Annotated in this window: 14 protein-coding genes; 6 read left to right on the top strand and 8 right to left on the bottom strand. The window is 69.4% G+C overall.

Annotation, left to right across the window (positions count from 1 at the left end; all coding sequences use genetic code 11):
• The first annotated feature begins 1 nt into the window (after position 1).
• Complete coding sequence (locus ACWDVW_RS01970) at positions 2-1,510, top strand: glycosyltransferase family 87 protein (protein WP_449943608.1); 1,509 nt, start codon at positions 2-4, stop codon at positions 1,508-1,510.
• 171 nt (positions 1,511-1,681) lie between these two features.
• Here the strand turns inward: ACWDVW_RS01970 and ACWDVW_RS01965 are convergent, their stop codons facing one another.
• The 3 genes from ACWDVW_RS01965 to ACWDVW_RS01955 form a co-directional block, all read right to left on the bottom strand.
• The gene (locus ACWDVW_RS01965; RefSeq protein ID WP_449943605.1) at positions 1,682-2,128 is read right to left on the bottom strand and encodes a hypothetical protein; all 447 of its coding nucleotides are present in this window, start codon (positions 2,126-2,128) and stop codon (positions 1,682-1,684) included.
• Positions 2,129-2,568: 440 nt separating this feature from the next.
• Positions 2,569-4,821 (bottom strand): hypothetical protein, encoded by a 2,253-nt coding sequence (locus ACWDVW_RS01960; RefSeq protein WP_449943603.1) that lies wholly within the window; start codon positions 4,819-4,821, stop codon positions 2,569-2,571.
• Positions 4,818-5,609, bottom strand: coding sequence for a deoxyribonuclease IV (locus ACWDVW_RS01955; protein ID WP_449943600.1), 792 nt, complete (start codon positions 5,607-5,609; stop codon positions 4,818-4,820). Before ACWDVW_RS01955 ends, ACWDVW_RS01960 begins: the two co-directional genes overlap by 4 nt.
• Positions 5,610-6,198: 589 nt before the next feature.
• On the opposite strand from ACWDVW_RS01955, the gene rpsF reads away from it, so the two are divergent.
• The 4 genes from rpsF (at position 6,199) to rplI (ending at position 7,860) form a co-directional block, all read left to right on the top strand.
• Entirely contained in the window at positions 6,199-6,489 is a 291-nt protein-coding gene (gene rpsF, locus ACWDVW_RS01950; RefSeq protein WP_117228245.1) for a 30S ribosomal protein S6, read from the top strand.
• Positions 6,490-6,569: 80 nt separating this feature from the next.
• Complete coding sequence (locus ACWDVW_RS01945; protein ID WP_449943597.1) at positions 6,570-7,118, top strand: single-stranded DNA-binding protein; 549 nt, start codon at positions 6,570-6,572, stop codon at positions 7,116-7,118.
• A 41-nt stretch (positions 7,119-7,159) separates the two neighbouring features.
• Entirely contained in the window at positions 7,160-7,399 is a 240-nt protein-coding gene (rpsR, locus tag ACWDVW_RS01940) for a 30S ribosomal protein S18 (RefSeq protein WP_007073789.1), read from the top strand.
• A 14-nt stretch (positions 7,400-7,413) separates the two neighbouring features.
• Positions 7,414-7,860, top strand: coding sequence for a 50S ribosomal protein L9 (gene rplI / locus ACWDVW_RS01935; protein WP_350698001.1), 447 nt, complete (start codon positions 7,414-7,416; stop codon positions 7,858-7,860).
• Between the two features lie 103 nt (positions 7,861-7,963).
• Here the strand turns inward: rplI and ACWDVW_RS01930 are convergent, their stop codons facing one another.
• Entirely contained in the window at positions 7,964-9,613 is a 1,650-nt protein-coding gene (locus ACWDVW_RS01930) for a hypothetical protein (RefSeq protein ID WP_449943594.1), read from the bottom strand.
• Positions 9,614-9,987: 374 nt separating this feature from the next.
• Here ACWDVW_RS01930 and dnaB point away from each other — a divergent pair, with 374 nt between their 5' ends.
• Positions 9,988-12,939, top strand: a complete 2,952-nt coding sequence (dnaB, locus tag ACWDVW_RS01925) for a replicative DNA helicase (RefSeq protein ID WP_449944164.1) — start codon at positions 9,988-9,990, stop codon at positions 12,937-12,939.
• Positions 12,940-13,009: 70 nt separating this feature from the next.
• Here the strand turns inward: dnaB and ACWDVW_RS01920 are convergent, their stop codons facing one another.
• From ACWDVW_RS01920 to ACWDVW_RS01905, 4 genes are read right to left on the bottom strand one after another with little or no spacing between them, the layout of a single operon-like run.
• A complete protein-coding gene (locus ACWDVW_RS01920) occupies positions 13,010-13,387 on the bottom strand; it encodes a TFIIB-type zinc ribbon-containing protein (protein ID WP_449943591.1) in 378 nt (125 codons plus the stop codon).
• A gap of 22 nt (positions 13,388-13,409) precedes the next feature.
• The gene (locus ACWDVW_RS01915; RefSeq protein ID WP_449943588.1) at positions 13,410-14,042 is read right to left on the bottom strand and encodes a phosphoribosyltransferase; all 633 of its coding nucleotides are present in this window, start codon (positions 14,040-14,042) and stop codon (positions 13,410-13,412) included.
• A complete protein-coding gene (locus ACWDVW_RS01910; protein WP_449943585.1) occupies positions 14,039-15,364 on the bottom strand; it encodes a glycosyltransferase family 87 protein in 1,326 nt (441 codons plus the stop codon). The genes ACWDVW_RS01915 and ACWDVW_RS01910 overlap by 4 nt, the downstream gene beginning before the upstream one ends.
• Positions 15,365-15,377: 13 nt before the next feature.
• Positions 15,378-17,882 carry a putative bifunctional diguanylate cyclase/phosphodiesterase gene (locus tag ACWDVW_RS01905; RefSeq protein WP_449943582.1) on the bottom strand — a complete coding sequence of 835 codons (2,505 nt, stop codon included), beginning with the start codon at positions 17,880-17,882 and terminating at the stop codon, positions 15,378-15,380.
• Between the last annotated feature and the right edge of the window lie 32 nt (positions 17,883-17,914).

The raw sequence follows: 17,914 nt of genomic DNA, 5'->3' as shown, positions 1-17,914 counted from the left end.
CATGAGCACCCAGTCGACGCCAGGCATCGATGAAACCGGTGTCCCAGACCACCCGTCCCGCTCCGACGGCTTCGTGCGGGGGCTCTCCGGGCTGATCGGCGGCCCGCTCGGTGACCACGCCACCGCGCGCGACCGTCAGAGCGGCGCGGAACGCCGGTTCTGGACGGCGGTACGCATCGTCCTGGCGCTGACCTGCCTGACCCTGGCCCTGCACTGGGTGCAGAAATCGCCCTGCCAGGACGGCGCCTGGGTGGACAACAAGCAGTACACCCGCTTCTGCTACACCGACGTGCTGGCGCTCTACTACGCGGAGCGACTCCACGAGGGTGCCGTGCCCTACCGCGACCACCCGGTCGAGTACCCGGTGCTGACCGGGTACTTCATGGGGGCGCTGGGGCTGCCCGTGCACGCCGTGGGCGAGGGCAACCCGCAGATCAACCAGGGGCAGTGGTTCTACAACCTGAACGTGCTCGTGCTCGGGGCGCTGGCGGTGGCCACCGTGGCGGTGCTGCTGTCGCTACGCCGACGACGACCATGGGACGCCGCACTCTTCGCCCTGGCCCCCGCACTGCTGATCACCGCAACCGTCAACTGGGACCTGCTCGCCATCGGACTGGGCGCGTTCGGGCTGTTGGCCTGGGCCCGCAGTCGACCCGTCCTGGCCGGGATCCTGCTCGGGCTGGCGGGCGCGGCGAAGATGTGGCCACTGTTCATACTCGGCCCGATCCTGGTGCTCGCGTTCCGCACCGCCCGACTACGCGCCGCGTTCACGGCGATCGGCGCGGCAGCGGTCACGGTGCTGGCGGTGAACCTGCCGGTGGCCATTCCGGAAGCCACCCGCGACGGCTGGAAACGCTTCTTCGAACTCAACACCGAACGCCCGATCGACTGGGGCACGCTGTGGTACATCGGTCGCTACCTGGACGGCAAGGTCGGCGATCCGGCGAGCATCGGCCCCTTCCAGTGGCTCGACGCGAACATCCCCGTGCTCAACAACCTGTCGTACGTACTCTTCGGACTGGCCTGCCTCGGCATCGGCGCGCTCGGGCTGCTGGCACCGCGCCGGCCCCGGCTCGGCCAACTCGCCTTCCTGGTGGTCGCCGCCTTCCTGATCTTCAGCAAGGTCTGGTCGCAGCAGTTCGTCCTCTGGCTGCTGCCGCTGGTGGTGCTGGCCCGGCCCAAGTGGGGAGCGTTCCTCGTCTGGCAGGCCGCCGAGGTCTGCTACTTCGTCGCGTTCTACGGCCAACTGCTCGGCGCCTCCACCGGTCGGCCGGTCTTCCCCGAGGGCGTCTTCGTGCTGGCCGCCAGCCTGCGACTGACCACGGTGGTGGTCCTGTGCGTGCTGGTGATCCGGGAGATCCTGCACCCCGAGCGGGACGCGGTCCGCAGCACCTACCCGGACGACCCGGACGGCGGCGTCATCGACGGCGCCCCCGACGCGCCCTGGCTGGACCGATGGCGAAGTCGCCGCACCACCACTTCCATTGATCCTGTCTCTATTAAGTCATGAAATTGGCTGCTCCAAGATCGCATCTACTTGAAGTGTTCAGGCGGCCCTGGAGAGGATAAGAGGTTGGATTCGACGTAGTCGGGAATTCGGCATGAGCTGGGTGGTCGGCGAGGCGAGGCAATAGTGTGAATGGTTGCAGGCTCTCCGCAGAGAGCCTGCAACCATTCAACGCTAGTAGGCTACCTGGCCGCCGAAAGTCGTGCTCCAGTCCCGATAGTTGTAGATCTGAACCCGGAACCTCGTGCCGTCCAGTACATCGGTAGCGATGACCTTCCAGGCGGAGTCCATCAATAGGGTCTTGTACGAGTTGCAGGTGCCGTGGGACACCCAGCAAACCCGGACCTGCACGTTTCCGCTCTCAGGGTTGGCGAACTTGATGTTGATGTCCTGGCAGCGAGAGCTCGTCGTGTAGTAGCCCGAGGAGGAGGGAAGATATCGCGTGGATGCTGGGCCCAAAGTCTGAGACGGGAAGGAAACTGCGCCACCGTAACAACTGGCGGCTGCGGCTTCCGAAATGTCAGCCGGCTCTGCCGAGGCTGAAGTTGTGCTCGCGAGTGTGGTGGTGACGATAGTTGTCGCGACTACTGCCGTGGCCGCGAAGAGCTTCCTCAGTTTCACCCGAACACCTCCCGTTGGTCAACTCGCCAACCCATTGAGGTCGACGGTTTTGATTGTTGGCCATTCAGGTAGGCACTGTATTTGACGGGAAACGATAATGTCAAATGTATGGATCGCGGCAAGCTGCGCATAGCTGCCTAAATGAGACGATGCATGCACTGCTGTTGGTTTCCCGGAAATAATTCGTTCTTGATTGGGTAACACTTCCCCAAATCACCGCTGCGGCTGCTAGTATCCGCATGCCTTCTGGGCTGTCGCGGATATGGTGCCCTTCCGCGCTGTGTTAAAGTCTGGTAATTAGTGTCATGTAACGAAGAGTGGTCGCTAAATTGGCCGTGGCGGAGATGTCAGCGCTTCGCGATGTCGGCGCACATCATGTCGTTTGCAGCCCTACCTCGATAGGTAGCTTCTCGAAGCTGTAAGCACCAGCAATACGTGGATTAGAGACGGAAGACGACGACCGAGCCGATCTCCTCGCGGGTGATGCCGAGACCGTCGACCGGCGCGTCGATGCTGATCTCCCAGGGTGTGCCGACGACCAGGTCCCGCAGGATCAGGACGTTCTGCACGCCCAGGGTGCGCAGGTAGTCGACGCTGGTCTGGTCCGGGAAGGCCATCGTCACGCGGCGGACGTCGTCCAGTTGCCGGGGCACGAAGCCGCTGCCGCCGTTGACGACCTGCTGGAACCGCGAGGTCGACCAGAGCATCACCGGCTGGTCGTGGCTCTGCCCGCTGGGCAGCACCAGCATCGGACCGTCGACCTCACGCATGGCGGCCGGCTGCGTCGGCACCACCGGCTGCGGGGTGGTGTTCGTTCCCTCGGCGAGTACCAGCACCAGCGGAACCAGCGTGGCCAGGCGCAGCCACGGGCTGGGCCAGGACGGGATCCGCTCGGCGGAGATCTCCCGTACCCGCTCGGCGAACGCGCTGACCGCGCCCGCCGCGAGCAGCCCCAACAGCAGAGTGGTCCAGAGCATCAGCCGTCCCGGCGTACGGATGCCGTTCCAGCCGGGCAGGTGCTCGAAGAGCGGGACGAAGGTGTAGGTGCCGCCGAAGAACTCGGTGCCCATCGCCAACACCATCGTGACCAGCACGCCGAGGAAGAGCAGCAGGCGCTGGCGGGCCGTCCAGATCGAGAAGAACAGGCCGCCGGCCGCCAACGCGTACAGCACGAAGCCGGGCAGCAGCGTCATCTCCGGGTGCCAGGGCAGGATCGCCCGGGCACCCTCGTGCAGCTCGCCCCAGACGCGGGACTCACCGGGAGCGGTGACGAAGCCGGTCGCCGGAGGGGAGAAGACGGCGATGTCGGCGATGGAACGTTCCGCGTGCGGGTGGAGCTGGGTCACCGTGAAGTACGGGATGGCCAGCAGGATGCCGACTCCGGCGAAGATCAGGCCGCCGATCAGGTCGGCGGTCAGCAACCGCTGACCGAAGGGCCGCTTCACCCGCCAGAAGATGCGCTTGGCGTACGAGATGACGGCGGCCACCACGACCGTGCCGGCGAGGACGTACGCGAACGGCAGGCCGATGCCGAAGCCGAGACTCAACTGCCAGGCGGCGACCAGCCAGCCGGCGTACACCCAACCGGGGTTGCGGCGTTCGGGCCGGTAGCCGTGCCGCAGCGACCAACCGTGCCCCCGCGCGAGCATGGCCAGCGCCAGCGGGATACCGCCGTTGGAGATCACGTGCAGGTGACCGGCCTGCGCCAGCAACCACGGCGCGTAGGTGTAGCTGACCCCGGCCACCGCCGACCCGATCTGGCTGGCCCCGAGCTGCCGCGCCAGCACGTACGCGCCGAACGTGGCGAGCGCGTGGGCCAGCACGAAGATGATGTTGTAGCGCAGGAGCGCGTGTTCGGGGCCGGTCCCGATCATGCCTGCCGGGGCGTACCCGAGCAGGGTGTCGGAGAACGCGAAGCTCCACCGTTCCGGGAAGAACGTGTTGGCGTGCCAGAGTTGCGCCGGGTCGGTCTTCAGGATGTGTCCCGACCAGGCCATCTGCCATGCCTGCAGGCTCGGGTCCCAGTAGTCCTGCGGCAGGGTGTGCCGTGGATAGCGCAGCGTCGGCCAGGTCATCAGGACGGCCAGCGCCAGAGAACCGAGAGCGGCCAGGGTCCACTCGTGGATGGCGAACCGGCCGAGGCGGCGACCGAGCCGCCCGTACCAGGTGGGTACCGGGACGGGAGCAGGCCCGAAGGCGGCCCAGGGGTCCGACTTGTCGTCGCCCGTGGCGCCCTCGCCGGTCTTCTCCTTGTCCGAGTCGCTGCCGTCCTTGTCGCCAGCGCCCTTGTCGGCGGCGTCCTTGCTCGCGGTGTCCTTGCCGCTGCTCCTGTCGTTCCCGGCGGTCTTGCCGTCCCCGCTGCTCTTGTCGCTTCCGGCGGTCTTGTCGTTTCCGGTGTCACCGCTGCCGGCGTCCGCGCCGGTGGCAGTGGCCGGTGAGCCGGCCGTAGCGGTCGGCTCGACCTCGGTGCCCCGGTCCGAGGTGGAACCTGCCCGGCCGCCGACGGCCGCAGCCTCCATGCTGTCGACGGCGGTGGTGTCCGGGCCGGTGGCACGCGTGCCGGCGTCGGCCCCTGCGTTCGTCGCCGCCGGAGGGACGTCGGTCGACGCACCGGGGGGCGACGGCTCGGCCGCAGTGCTGCTGTCCTGGGGGGTCGACTGTGCGCCGCCGGTGGCGGACTGGTCCGTGGTCATGCCGCCGACGTCCCCGGGCCGAGTTGTCCACGCAGGAAGGCGATGTCGCCGCTCTGCCCGTCGGCCCCACCGGGAGTCTCCACGATGACCGGGGCGTCGGCCGCCCGGACCACGGCCACCAGGAGGTCCGGCTCGATGGTGCCGCCGCGCAGATTGTCGTGGCGGTCTCGGCCCGAGTCGAACGCGTCCTTGGAGTTGTTGGCGTGCACCAGGTCGATCCGTCCGGTGATCGCCTTCACGCGGTCGACCAGGCCGAGGAGTTCCTCGCCGCCCGCGTGCGCGTGGCAGGTGTCGAGACAGAAACCCACGTCGTACTCGCCGATGACGTCCCAGAGCCGGGCGAGCGCGTCGAGTCGACGGGCGCAGGCGTTCTCGCCGCCGGCCGTGTTCTCGATCAGCACCGGCAGCCCGAAACCACCGGAGTCCGCCGCGTACGCCAGGGCCTTGCGCCAGTTCTCGATGCCGCTGGCCGGATCGTCGCCGGCGTTCACGTGGCCACCGTGCACCACCAGCCCCTTGGCGCCGATCGCCGTGGCGGCCTGCGCGTGTGCGAGCAGCAGTTTCCGGCTCGGGATGCGGATGCGGTTGTTGCCGGTGGCGACGTTGACGACGTACGGCGCGTGCACGTAGACGTCGACCTCGGCGGCGCGCAGCAGTTCCGCGTCCGCACGGGGTTGTGGGGCCTTCCAACCCTGCGGGTCGGAGAGGAAGAACTGCACGGCGTCGGCCGTTCGGGCGGTCGCCTCCGCCAGCGGGTCGGTCGGATCGACGTGGGCTCCGATACGCATGCAGGGGAGCCTACGTCGCGCGACCGACGGTCGGGGTGACGCCCACCGGCCCGATGGCGTCACCGTGGCCGCCGGAACTCGTTGATACCGATGGATCCGGCGCTTCGGACGTTCCTGATCCCGGTGTCGACGGACCGGTCGCCTGTCGATGCCCGACCGGACCCGGTCGGCGCAGCGGCATCGGTGGGACGTCGACGGAGGTCAGCAGAAGAAGAATGTCGGTAATTCTGGGATTTGCCCCATGAAGCGCTGACTTCCGGGATATCGTCAGATAACAACGTGATAAAGCTCCGCGGGGCGTCTTCGGTCCAACCTCATCGGTGTGGTCGTTCCTCCCCAGGTCCCACCCAAGGAATGCGGACGGGACGCCCCGCGGTCCCGTGACCGGGGGTCCGGGTCGACAGCGACGTCGACGCGGACCCCCGGTTCGCTGTGCCGGTCACCTCGGTGCTGGTGATCGTTCGGGCCGGGTATCCTGGTCCGGTTGTCCGCTCCCGGTCGGGTTCCCCCGGTGCGGGACGGGCAGCGACGCACGACCTCCTGCCACGGAAGGACCGTGGCCGCTTAGCCCACAGGAGGTGAGCACGTCTTGCGTCATTACGAGATCATGGTGATCCTCGACCCCAGCCTCGAGGAGCGCACCGTCGCCCCGTCGCTCGACACGTACCTGAATGTGATCAGGACCGCGGGTGGCTCGGTGGAGAAGACCGACGTGTGGGGCCGCCGGCGCCTCGCGTACGAGATCAACAAGAAGGCCGAGGGCATCTACGCCGTCGTCGACCTTCAGGCGTCGCCTGAGGCGGTGGCCGAGCTGGACCGCCAGCTGCGACTCAACGAGTCCGTGCTGCGCACCAAGGTCATCCGCCCGGAAATGCGCTAATCCATCCACCTAGCCCCACCCGGAACAGCCTCAGCCGCGCTGTCAGAGGGTTCTGAGAACCTGTACGGCGGAACGGTTGAGTGTGCGAGGAGTTGGTCATGGCAGGAGACACCACCATCACGGTCATCGGCAACCTGACCGATGACCCCGAGTTGCGGTTCACCCCCTCGGGGGCAGCCGTCGCCAAGTTCCGGGTCGCCTCGACGCCCCGGTACATGGACCGGCAGTCCAACGAGTGGAAGGACGGCGAGCCCTTGTTCCTCGCGTGCACCGTCTGGCGTCAGGCCGCGGAGCACGTGGCGGAGTCGTTGCAGCGCGGTGCCCGCGTGATCGTGTCGGGCCGGCTACGCCAGCGGTCCTACGAGACCCGCGAGGGCGAGAAGCGCACCGTCATCGAGCTGGAGGTCGACGAGATCGGCCCGTCTCTGCGCTACGCCACGGCGAAGGTGCAGAAGATGTCCCGCTCCGGCGGTAGCGGCGGCGGCTTCGGCGGTAGCGGCGGCAACAGCGGCGGCGGTGGTGGTGGCCAGGGCGGCGGCGGAGGCAACTTCGACGACCCCTGGGCTTCGGCCGCACCAGCCCCCTCCCGTTCGGGTGGCGGCAACTTCGACGAGGAGCCTCCGTTCTAATGGCGCCGAGCGCCCGTGATCGTAAACCAGGAGCAAGAGCAATGGCGAAGGCTGCGGCACTGCGCAAGCCGAAGAAGAAGGTGAACCCGCTCGACAAGGACGGGATCACCTACATCGATTACAAGGACACCGCGCTGCTGCGTAAGTTCATCTCCGACCGCGGCAAGATCCGCGCTCGGCGGGTGACCGGCGTGACCTCGCAGCAGCAGCGGCAGATCGCCCGTGCGGTCAAGAACGCCCGTGAGATGGCGCTCCTGCCGTACACCGCTACGGCCCGCTGAGAGGAGGCACCGCCATGAAGATCATTCTGACTCAGGAGGTGTCCGGGCTCGGCACCCCCGGCGACATCGTCGAGGTCAAGAACGGCTACGGCCGTAACTACCTGCTCCCGCAGGGCTTCGCGATCGCCTGGACCAAGGGCGCGGAGAAGCAGGTCACGCTGATCAAGCGGGCCCGCTCGGCACGCGAGATCCGCGATCTGGGCCACGCCAACGAGGTGAAGGGCCAGCTCGAGGGTCTCAAGGTCAACCTGAAGGCCCGGGCCGGCGACGGTGGCCGGCTCTTCGGCTCGGTCACCTCCGCCGAGATCGTCGACGCCGTCAAGGCGGCCGGCGGCCCGGCGCTCGACCGACGTCGGCTGGAGCTTCCCGGTCACATCAAGGCGATCGGGTCGCACGCGGTGCGGGTCAAGCTGCACCCCGAGGTGACCGCCACGTTCAACCTCAACGTCGTGCAGGGCTGAGCCCCGCTGGACGTACCCGACAGGGCCCGCACCGATCACCGGTGCGGGCCCTGTCGCATCCGCGTATCCGACGGACGAACGACGGAACGCGACGACCGAACCGTCAGCCGATGGGCTGGCCCGTCACCGCACTGATCATCACCGTGGAGAGACCACCACCGACCACGGCGGCCGCCAGCGCCACCGTGGTCGACCGCCACGTCGTACCCACCCGGCGCAGCAACATCGCCACCGCCAAACTGCTCATCAACGCCAGCCCGAAGCGGGGCAACCCACCCACCATCGCGCCGAACGCCCGAGCCCGCGGCGAATCACAGCCGCCGCCACTGATGTCCGTCACGCAGCCGGCCGGCGGCGCCCCGTCGAGCGTCAACAGCCAGACGAAGATCACCACCGCCGGCAGCACGTAACAGGCCGCGGTGTACAGCAACGGCAACCACGGACCACCCGGATCCGGATCGAGCAGGTCGTCCTCGAGCCGACGGTTCCAGCCCCCGGAACCGACCGCCTCGATCCGCCGCCGTACGGCCGCCATACCGACCGGCCGAGGCGGAGCCGGTGCGGGCGACGAGCGCCGACGGGGCGCCGCCCGTGGCCGAGGCGCGGTGTACCCGACCACCGGCGACCGAGGCGCCGACTCCGGCGCGTCCACCCACCGCGGATCGTCGCCTGCCAGACGCGTACCCGGCCAGAAGGGCTCCCGCGCCGGCTCCGGCTCCGCCCGCTCCGCCCAGGACCACTGTCCGGCACCAGAGGTCGCCGGAGCAGCCCCCGAACGAGGCGGCTCCGTCCGATCCCACCGGTCCGGCTCGGAGGAACCGGCCCACCGCTCCGGGGGTCGATCCCGCTCCCGTGGCTCCGGCACAGGCGCGGACTTCGGCTCCGGCTCCGAGAAGCGATCCCACTGGCCGGTGCTGTCCGGCTCGATCCACGGATCCGTACCCGCCGCCTGAAGCCACTGGCTCGTACTGTCCGCGTCCCAGGGATCGGCCGACGCGGGGTCCACGCGGCGACCATCAACCGCCGACCGGTCCCACGCGTGCAGGCCGGACGCGTCCCACGGATCCACCGCCGGCTGCTGGTACTCCGGCTCCGCAGCCCGCTCCGTGCCCCGCTGCCACGGGTCGACCGCAGGCGTCGAGGGCTCCGCCGCACGCCGCCGACGCCGGGTGGGTGGCTCGGCGGCCGGCTCGGACGCGTCGGACTCGGCGTCCTCCTCCGCAAGCCCCGACCAGGTCACCTGGCGACGCTGCGACGGGGCCCGACGCGGCCGGCTTTGCGGCGTCACACCCGAGACCGGGTCGTCGTCCTCGGCGCGACGACTACCGACGTACCCCTCTTCCTGTGGACGGTCGAACGTCCACTCCCGGGTGTGATCGGACGCCGGCAGGGCAGCCCGTGCCGTGGGCTCGCGCCAACTCGACTCACCAGCCCGGCGACTCCCGCCGCGCTCGGCCGACCGCCGACCGCCCGCGTACCGTGGCCGCTCGACCTCGTCATCCTCATCCGGAGCAGCGTGCCGCCCGCCGCCGTCGACACTGCGCACGCCGGACTCCAGCGCCCAGCGCGGCAGGTACGGCTCGGCCGGCTCCTCCTGGCCGCGCTCGGCGGCCCGGCGCCGACTCGGGGTGCGGTACCGCTCGACCGCGGAGTCGTACCGCTCGTCCGGGTCCCGTTCCACGGGCTCGGCCCACGAAGCGGTCGGCCGCTCACGCGGGCCGTCCTCCCCGCGTACCCAGTCCCGGTAACTCACGGCCGGAGCGTGACCCTTCTCAACCGAAAGCGCAATCCGCTGTCCAGGTGTAGCCGTAGGGCACCGATCCTACGGGACGTTCAGGACAAAGCCCTACCCGGAAATTCCCGTCCACAGGCTGTGGACAATACCTGTCCAGCTCAGCGGCGTGCGCCTCGCTGTTCCCCAGGAGTTATCCACATGCTGTGCACACGCTGCGCACATGCTCGTCCACCGCCATCCACAGGTTGTCCCGAGGCTCATCCACTGGTCTGGTTGAGTGGCTGACCTCGGGTTCCGTATCGTTAGCCCCCGACCCGCCGCCAGATGCCCCCGATCGACGGCCGGTCGACTCTCGCACCCGGGCTGTGCAGGCCCAGGAACGATCCGACGCAGTGGAGGGGGGCTCGGTGTCGGTCACGGATGACATGCGGACAGAGTCGTTTCCCAACGGAGGGCAACCGTCCGGCCCGCCACCGCGCGACGGCCAGTTCGACAAGACGCCACCCCAGGACGTCGCGGCCGAGCAGTGCGTCCTGGGCGGGATGCTGCTGTCCAAGGACGCCATCGCCGACGTCGTCGAGATCCTCAAGACCAACGACTTCTACCGGCCGGTGCACGCCACCATCTTCGACATCATCCTGGAGATCTACGGTCGTGGTGAACCGGCCGACGCGATCACCGTCGCCGCGGCGCTGGCCGACTCCGGTGACCTGGCCCGGATCGGTGGCGCACCTTACCTGCACACGCTGATCGCGAGCGTGCCGACCGCGGCGAACGCCGCGTACTACGCGCGCATCGTCAGTGAGCGGGCGGTACTCCGACGACTGGTCGAGGCCGGCACCAGGATCGTCCAACTCGGATACGGCACCGGAGGCGGCGGCACTCGCGACGTCGACGACGTCGTCGACCTGGCCCAGCAGGCCGTCTACGACGTGACCGAACGCCGGGTCAGCGAGGACTTCGCCATCCTGGCGGACATGCTCCAACCGACCCTCGACGAGATCGAGGCCGTCGGCGCGCAGGGCGGCGTGATGACCGGCGTGCCGACCGGCTTCACCGACCTGGACCGCCTGCTCAACGGCCTGCACGCCGGCCAATTGATCATCGTGGCGGGCCGCCCGGGTCTTGGAAAGGCGCTCGCGCTCGACACGCAGCTGCCGACACCGACCGGCTGGACCACGATGGGCGAGGTGAAGGTAGGCGACCAGCTGATCGGTGCCGACGGTCGACCCACCACCGTGACGCACGCCTACGAGGTGCGCCACAACCGCCCCTGCTACGAGGTCGAGTTCTCCGACGGCTCGGTCATCGTCGCCGATGCCGAGCATCTCTGGACGACGACCACCCGCGCCTCACGCCGCCAGCAGAACGAACTCCGGCCGCGCCACCAGTGGGAGGCCTCGGCACGCGCCAAGGCGGCAGCCGTACACCAGGCCGTCACCTCCGCCCCCGACCGGCTCGTCACGTACCGGGAAGCTGTGGAGATCGCCGGGTCCGATTTCCGGAACGTCCTGCATGTCGTGGCGGCCGGGGTCGGCATCGCCGGCAAGGTCGAACGCCAGTATTCCCGGAACGGCAAGCCCTGGCGTCGGACGGTCGACGCCTACAGCGCCCATGCCCTGTTCGACGCGCACCTGAGCCGGGTGAGTCGGGTCATCAACAGCGAGACAACTGTGGCTCACCCTCGGACCGTCACCACCGAGCACATCGCCGCGACACTGCGGCATCCGGCTGACGGACGCGCGAACCACGCGGTGACCAATGCTCGGCCGCTGTCCCTGCCCGCCCGCGAGGACCTGCCCGTTCCCCCGTACACACTCGGGGTGTGGTTGGGCGACGGGCACTCCGCAGGTGCCCGATTCACATCGGCGGATCCGGAGATCGCACAGTACGTCGAAGCCGACGGCTTCAGGGTCACCCCGGGTAGCGGGACCTACTCCTACGGCATCAAGCTGCCGTCGCCGGCACCACTCGACGAGCGTTGTTGCATCGTCTGCGGCGTCACCTTCACTCCCCGCGCGTCTGCGGTACGAACCTGCGGAAGGACCTGTGGTGCCAGGTCGAGAGGCATGGTCGAGACCGTCGACCGCGAGGGTTGCGAGACGTGCGGTACGACGACGAAGTCCAGCTGGAACGGTGCCCGCCAGTGCGCATCGTGTCGCCGGTTGCGCGGCTCGTTCACCGGCCTGCTCCGAGCCGCCGGTGTCCTTGACGACAAGCACATCCCGCAGCCGTACCTCCGAGCGTCGGAGGAGCAGCGACGGGATCTGCTGGCCGGACTGCTCGACACCGACGGTACCGCTGCGCCGGCCGGCCATGTCCAATACGCCACCACCTCGGAGCGGTTGGCCGAGGATGTGTACGAACTCGTCGTCAGCCTCGGCTACCGATGCTCGATCAACCGCAAGCGAGTCAGCGGTCGCACTCCCGAAAGCTCGACTGCTTTCATATTGAACTTCTCGACCTCGGACGAGGTGTTCCGGTTGGCCCGGAAGCGGGAGTCACACGCGACGCGCCGGCACGCGACCGGCCGTGCGGGTACTCGGTCCCGCTACATCGTGGATGTGCGACCGGTGTCGAGCGTCCCGGTGCGGTGCGTGACGGTCGACAACGAGGATCATCTGTACCTGGCCGGTCGGTCGATGATTCCCACGCACAACAGCACGGCGAGTATGGACTTCGCCCGAAACGCGGCAATCCGGGCGAACCATGCGGCGGCCATCTTCTCGCTGGAAATGAGCAAGGTCGAGATCGTCATGCGGTTGCTCTCGGCCGAGGCGCGGGTGCCGCTGCACGTGCTGCGCAGCGGGCAGCTCTCCGACGACGACTGGACGAAGCTCGCCCGGTGCATGGGTGAGATCAGTGAGGCGCCACTCTTCGTGGACGACACGCCGAGCATGAACCTGATGGAGATCCGGGCCAAGGCCCGCCGGCTCAAGCAGCGGCACGACCTCAAGCTGATCGTGGTCGACTATCTCCAGCTGATGACCTCACCGAAGCGCACCGAGAGCCGGCAGCAGGAGGTCGCGGACCTGTCCCGAGGCCTGAAGCTGCTGGCCAAGGAGGTCGAGTGCCCGGTCATCGCGGTCAGTCAGCTGAACCGTGGCCCCGAACAGCGCACCGACAAGCGTCCGCAACTGTCCGATTTGCGCGAATCCGGGTCTATTGAACAAGATGCCGACGTTGTCATACTTTTGCATCGCGACGACTACTACGACAAGGAATCGCCCCGAGCCGGAGAGGCGGATTTCATAGTTGCCAAGCATCGAAATGGTCCGACCGACACGGTGACCGTCGCAGCTCAGTTGCACCTGTCGAGATTCGTCGACATGGCCATCGTCTGAGCCGTCCGGGACCGCTTCGAGCGGGCGGGCGACCGGGCCGGCCGAGGTGGCGGCCCGGTCGCGATATTGCTCAGCCGAACATGTCGTCCAGGAAGCTCTTGCGCTTCTTACGCCGGTAGTGGCCGTGGTAGCCGTAGTGCTGCTGGGAGTGGCCGTAGGCGGGCGCCGGTGCCGGATAGCCGTGCGGCGGGGGCGGAGGCGGGACGGCGCCGTAGCCGGGCTGGTGCGGGGCGGGCGCGGGGGGCGGCGGCGGTGGGGGCTGGTAGCCACCCTGGGGAGCGGGCGGGGGCTGCTGGGCGGCGCTCCAGTTGGCCTCCGCCTCGAACAGCTTCTCCAGTTCGCCACGGTCGAGGAAGATCCCACGGCACTCGCCGCACTGGTCGATGACGACCCCACTGCGCTCGTACTGGCGCATCTCACCGCGACACTTGGGACAGGTCAGGCTCATGACCCGAAGGTACCTGGTCGGGTCACCCGATAGTGGTAAGCGCCGCTGTCACCTCGCGGTCGGAGACCTCGTGGAAGTCGTCGTAGTAGGCGCCGACCGCGCCGAAGTCGGCGGGGCGCAGGGCGCTGACCACGTCGTCGGCCTCGGCGGCCAGCATCTCGTGGGCCTGCGGCGCGCTGACGGGTACGGCGACCACCACGCGGCGGGCGCCGAGGTGGCGGGCGACCTGGACGGCGGCGCGGGCGGTCGCGCCGGTGGCCAGGCCGTCGTCGACGATCAGGGCGGTACGGCCGGTGAGGTCCAGGGGTGGACGGCCGGCCCGGTAGAGCTGTTCCCGTCGGTCCAGTTCGGCCTGTTCGCGTGCCTGTACTGCGGCGATGTCGTCGGGGCTGAGCCGGTCGGCGACGACCTCGTTGAGGACGCGTTCGCCGCCGGGGCCGAGTGCGCCGAAGGCGACCTCGGGCGCCCAGGGCACGCCGAGTTTGCGGACCACCAGGACGTCGAGGGGTGCGCCGAGGCGTTCGGCGACGACCTGGGCCACCGGTACGCCGCCGCGTACCAGGCCGAGCACGACGAGGTCCGGTTCGCCGATCAGGCCGGTGAGTCGGTCGGCGAGTTCCTGGCCTGCCTCGGTGCGGTCGCGGTAGGTGGTCATGTCCTCAGGTCTACGCCCTGTCGGTCGTCCGCGCTCGGCGGTTGCCGGATCCCGAGAAGGTCGAGTGCGGGTGCCCAGAGCAGGAACGCGATCGGGTACAGCAGGTAGCCGAATCGGGTGGCGGGCATCAGCAGGATGGCGACGAGCAGACCGTACCCGCAGATCAGGGCGACGCTGCGGGCGGTGCGCGGCGGGCGGCGGGCGAGCAGGACGGCGATGGCGATGCCGGCGGCGACCAGCAGCACGGCGGCGATCATCCGGCCGGCGGGCAGGGCGTTCGCGATCAGGTAGCCGGGGAACGGGCTGGCGGCGGGGCTGGAGACGAGGCCGTGCCCGAGGGGGAAGCGCAGGACGTTCTCCACCAGCGCGTTGCGGTCGACCAGGAGGGTGGGGAGCAGCGCGGCGGCGGGGAGGCCGAGGGCTCCGGCGGCGACGCGGAGGCCGGCGCGGCGGGTGAGGCCCCAGATGATGAGTACTGCGGCGACCGGCCAGGCGAAGAGTTTCAGGGCTCCGGCGAGCCCGACGGCGATGCCGGCCCAGCCGGGTCGGTCGGTGGCGGCGAGGGCGAGTGCCAGCAGGCAGAGTGCGAGTACGGGTAGGTCGTCGCCGCCGGTGGCGAGCGTGAGCGCGCAGACGGGCAGGACGGTGGCGGCCTGTACGCCGCGCAGCAGGAGGGCGTCGTGCCGGGTCGTGTCGGTGCGGGCGGTGGGTGGTCGCAGGATGCGGATGGCGAGCAGCAGCGCCACGGCGGTGCCGACGGCGAACCAGACCCGGGCGTCGGTCCACCAGGTGTCGGCGAACGCCCGGGGTATTCCGAACAGGGCCATGCCCGGCTGGTAGGGGGTGTAGCCGAGGAGTTGTTCGTCGGGGGGCAGGGCGGCGATGGCGTCGGGCCCCAGGTAGGGCGTTCCGGTGTCGACGAGGCGGGTGCCGGAGTCCTCGACGACCAGGACCTCTTCCTGGGCGCGGTCGGTGCGTCCGGCCGTGCGTTGCACGCTCTGCCAGATCAGGGGCAGCAGGGCGGTGCCGGCCCAGGCGAGTGCGGTGACGAGGGCGCGTCCGGGCAGGGTGACCAGCTTCGAGTGTGGTCGGTGGCGGCGCAGGAGGAGTTGTCCGGTGGCGGCGAGTGCGGCGGCGAGGTAGCCGAGTGCGGCGATGGTGCCCCAGGCCCGGTGGGGTACGAGGGTGCTGGTGGCGGCGGTGATCGCGGCGAAGGCGGCTGCGGCGGCGTACAGGCCGAGGTCGAGGGTGAGGCCGTCGGCGGCGGTGTCGAGGCGGTGCCACCTGCCGGGGCGGTGGGTGGTCGAGGTGGCGGCGCTCACGTCGGCCAGTGTGTCAGGCGGGCCGGTGGTGGCCCCGGCCCCCCTGTCGGCGTCCCTTGGGTAGTCGGACGACGGCTCCGGCATCGTGCAGGGGTGCGGCGAGGTGTCCCGGTCGCCCGCCGGTTCCGCGTTGGAGTGCGGCGAGGAGGGTGCCGGCGGCGAGAGGGCGGGCGAAGAGGTGGCCCTGTCCGGCGGTGCAGCCGAGTTCCCAGAGGGCGCGGCGTTGGGCGTCGCGTTCGACTCCCTCGGCGACGACGGCCAGGTTGAGGCTGCGGCCGAGGTCGAGGGTAGAGCGGATGATGGCGGCGGCTTCGGTGGCGGATTCCATGGCGGTCACGAAGCTTCGGTCGATCTTGAGTTCGTGGACCGGGATCCGGGAGAGCAGGGAGAGCGAGGAGTAGCCGGTGCCGAAGTCGTCGAGGGCGAGGCGGATGCCGGCGTCGCGCAGTCGGGTGAGTCCCTGGTCGACGACGTCGAGTTGGCTGAGGGTGAGGGTCTCGGTGAGTTCGAGGACCAGCCGGTCGGGGGGTAGGTCGTGGGCGCGTAGGCGGGCGAGTACGGATCCGGGGAAGCGGGCGTCGAGCAGGCTGCGGGGGGAGACGTTGACCGCCACCGGGACGTCGAAGCCGGCGTCGCGCCAGGTGCCGGCGGCGATCAGGGCCTGGTCGAGGATGGCTTCGGCGAACGCGGGCAGTAGCCCGGAGCGTTCGACGGCTTCCAGGAAGCGCAGTGGGTCGATCATGCCGTGGGTGGGGTGGTGCCAGCGGGCCAGTGCCTCGGCGGCGATGACTTCGCCGGTGCCGAGGTCGACGATGGGCTGGAAGTTGACCGTGAACTCCTGGTCGGCGACGGCGCGGGGTAGTTCACCGCCGAGTGTGAGTCGGCCGATGTCGGCGGTGTCGCGTGCGGGTGCGTAGGTGGCGATCCGGTTTCCGCTTCGTTTGGCCTGGTACATGGCGACGTCGGCGCGTCGGAGCAGTTCGACCATGCCGCCGGTGGCGGGGGCGACGGCGATGCCGCCGCTGGCTTCGACGCTGATCCGCATGCCGTCGACGTCGAACGGTTCGTGCAGGGCGGCGAGCAGGGTGTCGGCGCGGTGCGCGGCGACCGCGGGGGCGGGCAGCGCCCGCAGGAGTACGGCGAACTCGTCGCCGCCGAGGCGGGCGACCAGGTCGTCGGCGCGGGCGGCGGTGCGGAGTCGTTCGGCGACCTGCATCAGCATCTGGTCGCCGGCGGCGTGGCCGAGGGTGTCGTTGACCTCTTTGAAGTGGTTGAGGTCGATGAGGACCAGGGCGGTGATGCCGTCGGCGTGCCGGTGGTGCAACTGCTCGTTGCCCTCTTCGAGCAGGTGGCGTCGGTTGGCCAGCCCGGTCAGTGCGTCGTGTGCGGCGGCGTGGGCGTGGGCCTGGGCCACCCGGGCGAGTTCGGCGTACGCCTGGGCGTTGCGGACGGCCGTGCACAGTGCGGAGGCGAAGGTGTGCAGGGTGTACCGCTCTCGTTCGGAGAGTCGTACCGGGCCGCGGAAGCGTAGGCGCAGCATGCCGACGTCGACGGTCTTGTCGTGGCCTTCGAGGCGTACGGGGACGGTGGCGCCGTGTACCTCGGTGGGTTCGCCGATGGGTCCGTCGTACGTGATGGTCTCGGTGGAGCCGCGTACCACCCGGCCGTCCTCGCGGAGTTCGATCTCGACCTCGTCGGCGGAGAAGAGTTCGGCGGCGCGGGTGACCGCCGTGGTGAGTACGTCGTCGAGCTCGACGACGTTGAGCGCGTCGGTGGTCTGGGCGAGTCGTTGCCAGGCCTGCTGTTCTGTGCGGCTGCGGACGCGGTTGGAGTTGAGCAGGTGGAGGCTGAGGACGAGTGGTGGTACGACCAGCAGCAGCCACGTGTCGATCTTGACGATGAGGATGGTGCCGACGATGACGATGGGGCGGGTCAGGGCTGCGGTGAGGCGGACGTCCCAGTTGTCGAGGAAGAGTCCGCGCAGCGAGGTGCCGGTGGCCATGGCGATGACCGGCAGGGTGACGAGTTCGTCGAGTAGCACCGCGGTGAGGTAGGCGGCGGCCAGGGGGGCGATGGTCGCGGCGATGTCGGAGTCGGTCGGTGGCCAGGTGAACAGTTGCAGGACCAGGCCGGCGGCGGTGGCGACGAGCATGTTCTTGGCGATGCCGAAGACGCGCTTGATCGGTGGGAGCCGGGCCAGTGTGGTGGCGATGGCGACGCCGAAGCCGGTGGCGAGGACGACCACGGAGGTCGGTGCCACGACGAGGCCGATGATGATCGCGGTCTCGGTCCAGGCGATGTAGTGGTTGGAGGCGCGGATGCGGACCCGGACCTTGGCGGTGAAGCCGACCGCCACCAGGGAAATCAGGGCGGTCCAGGTGAGGGTGGCGTTGACCGCTCCGTAGCTGGGCAGGTGGGCGACGGAGACCGCGGCGGCCAGTCCGGCCACAACGACGACGAGACCGATTAGCGGCAGTAGCCGCCGATCGGTCCCGGTCTGTCGTTCCTGCAGAGCCAACCATCGTCCCCGTTCGTCACCGAGGGGCTGCG

This window comes from Micromonospora sp. NPDC003241 (assembly GCF_053589795.1).
The sequence above is the reverse complement of the archived record's forward strand: the minus strand, read 5'-3'. Positions and strand labels throughout refer to the sequence as shown.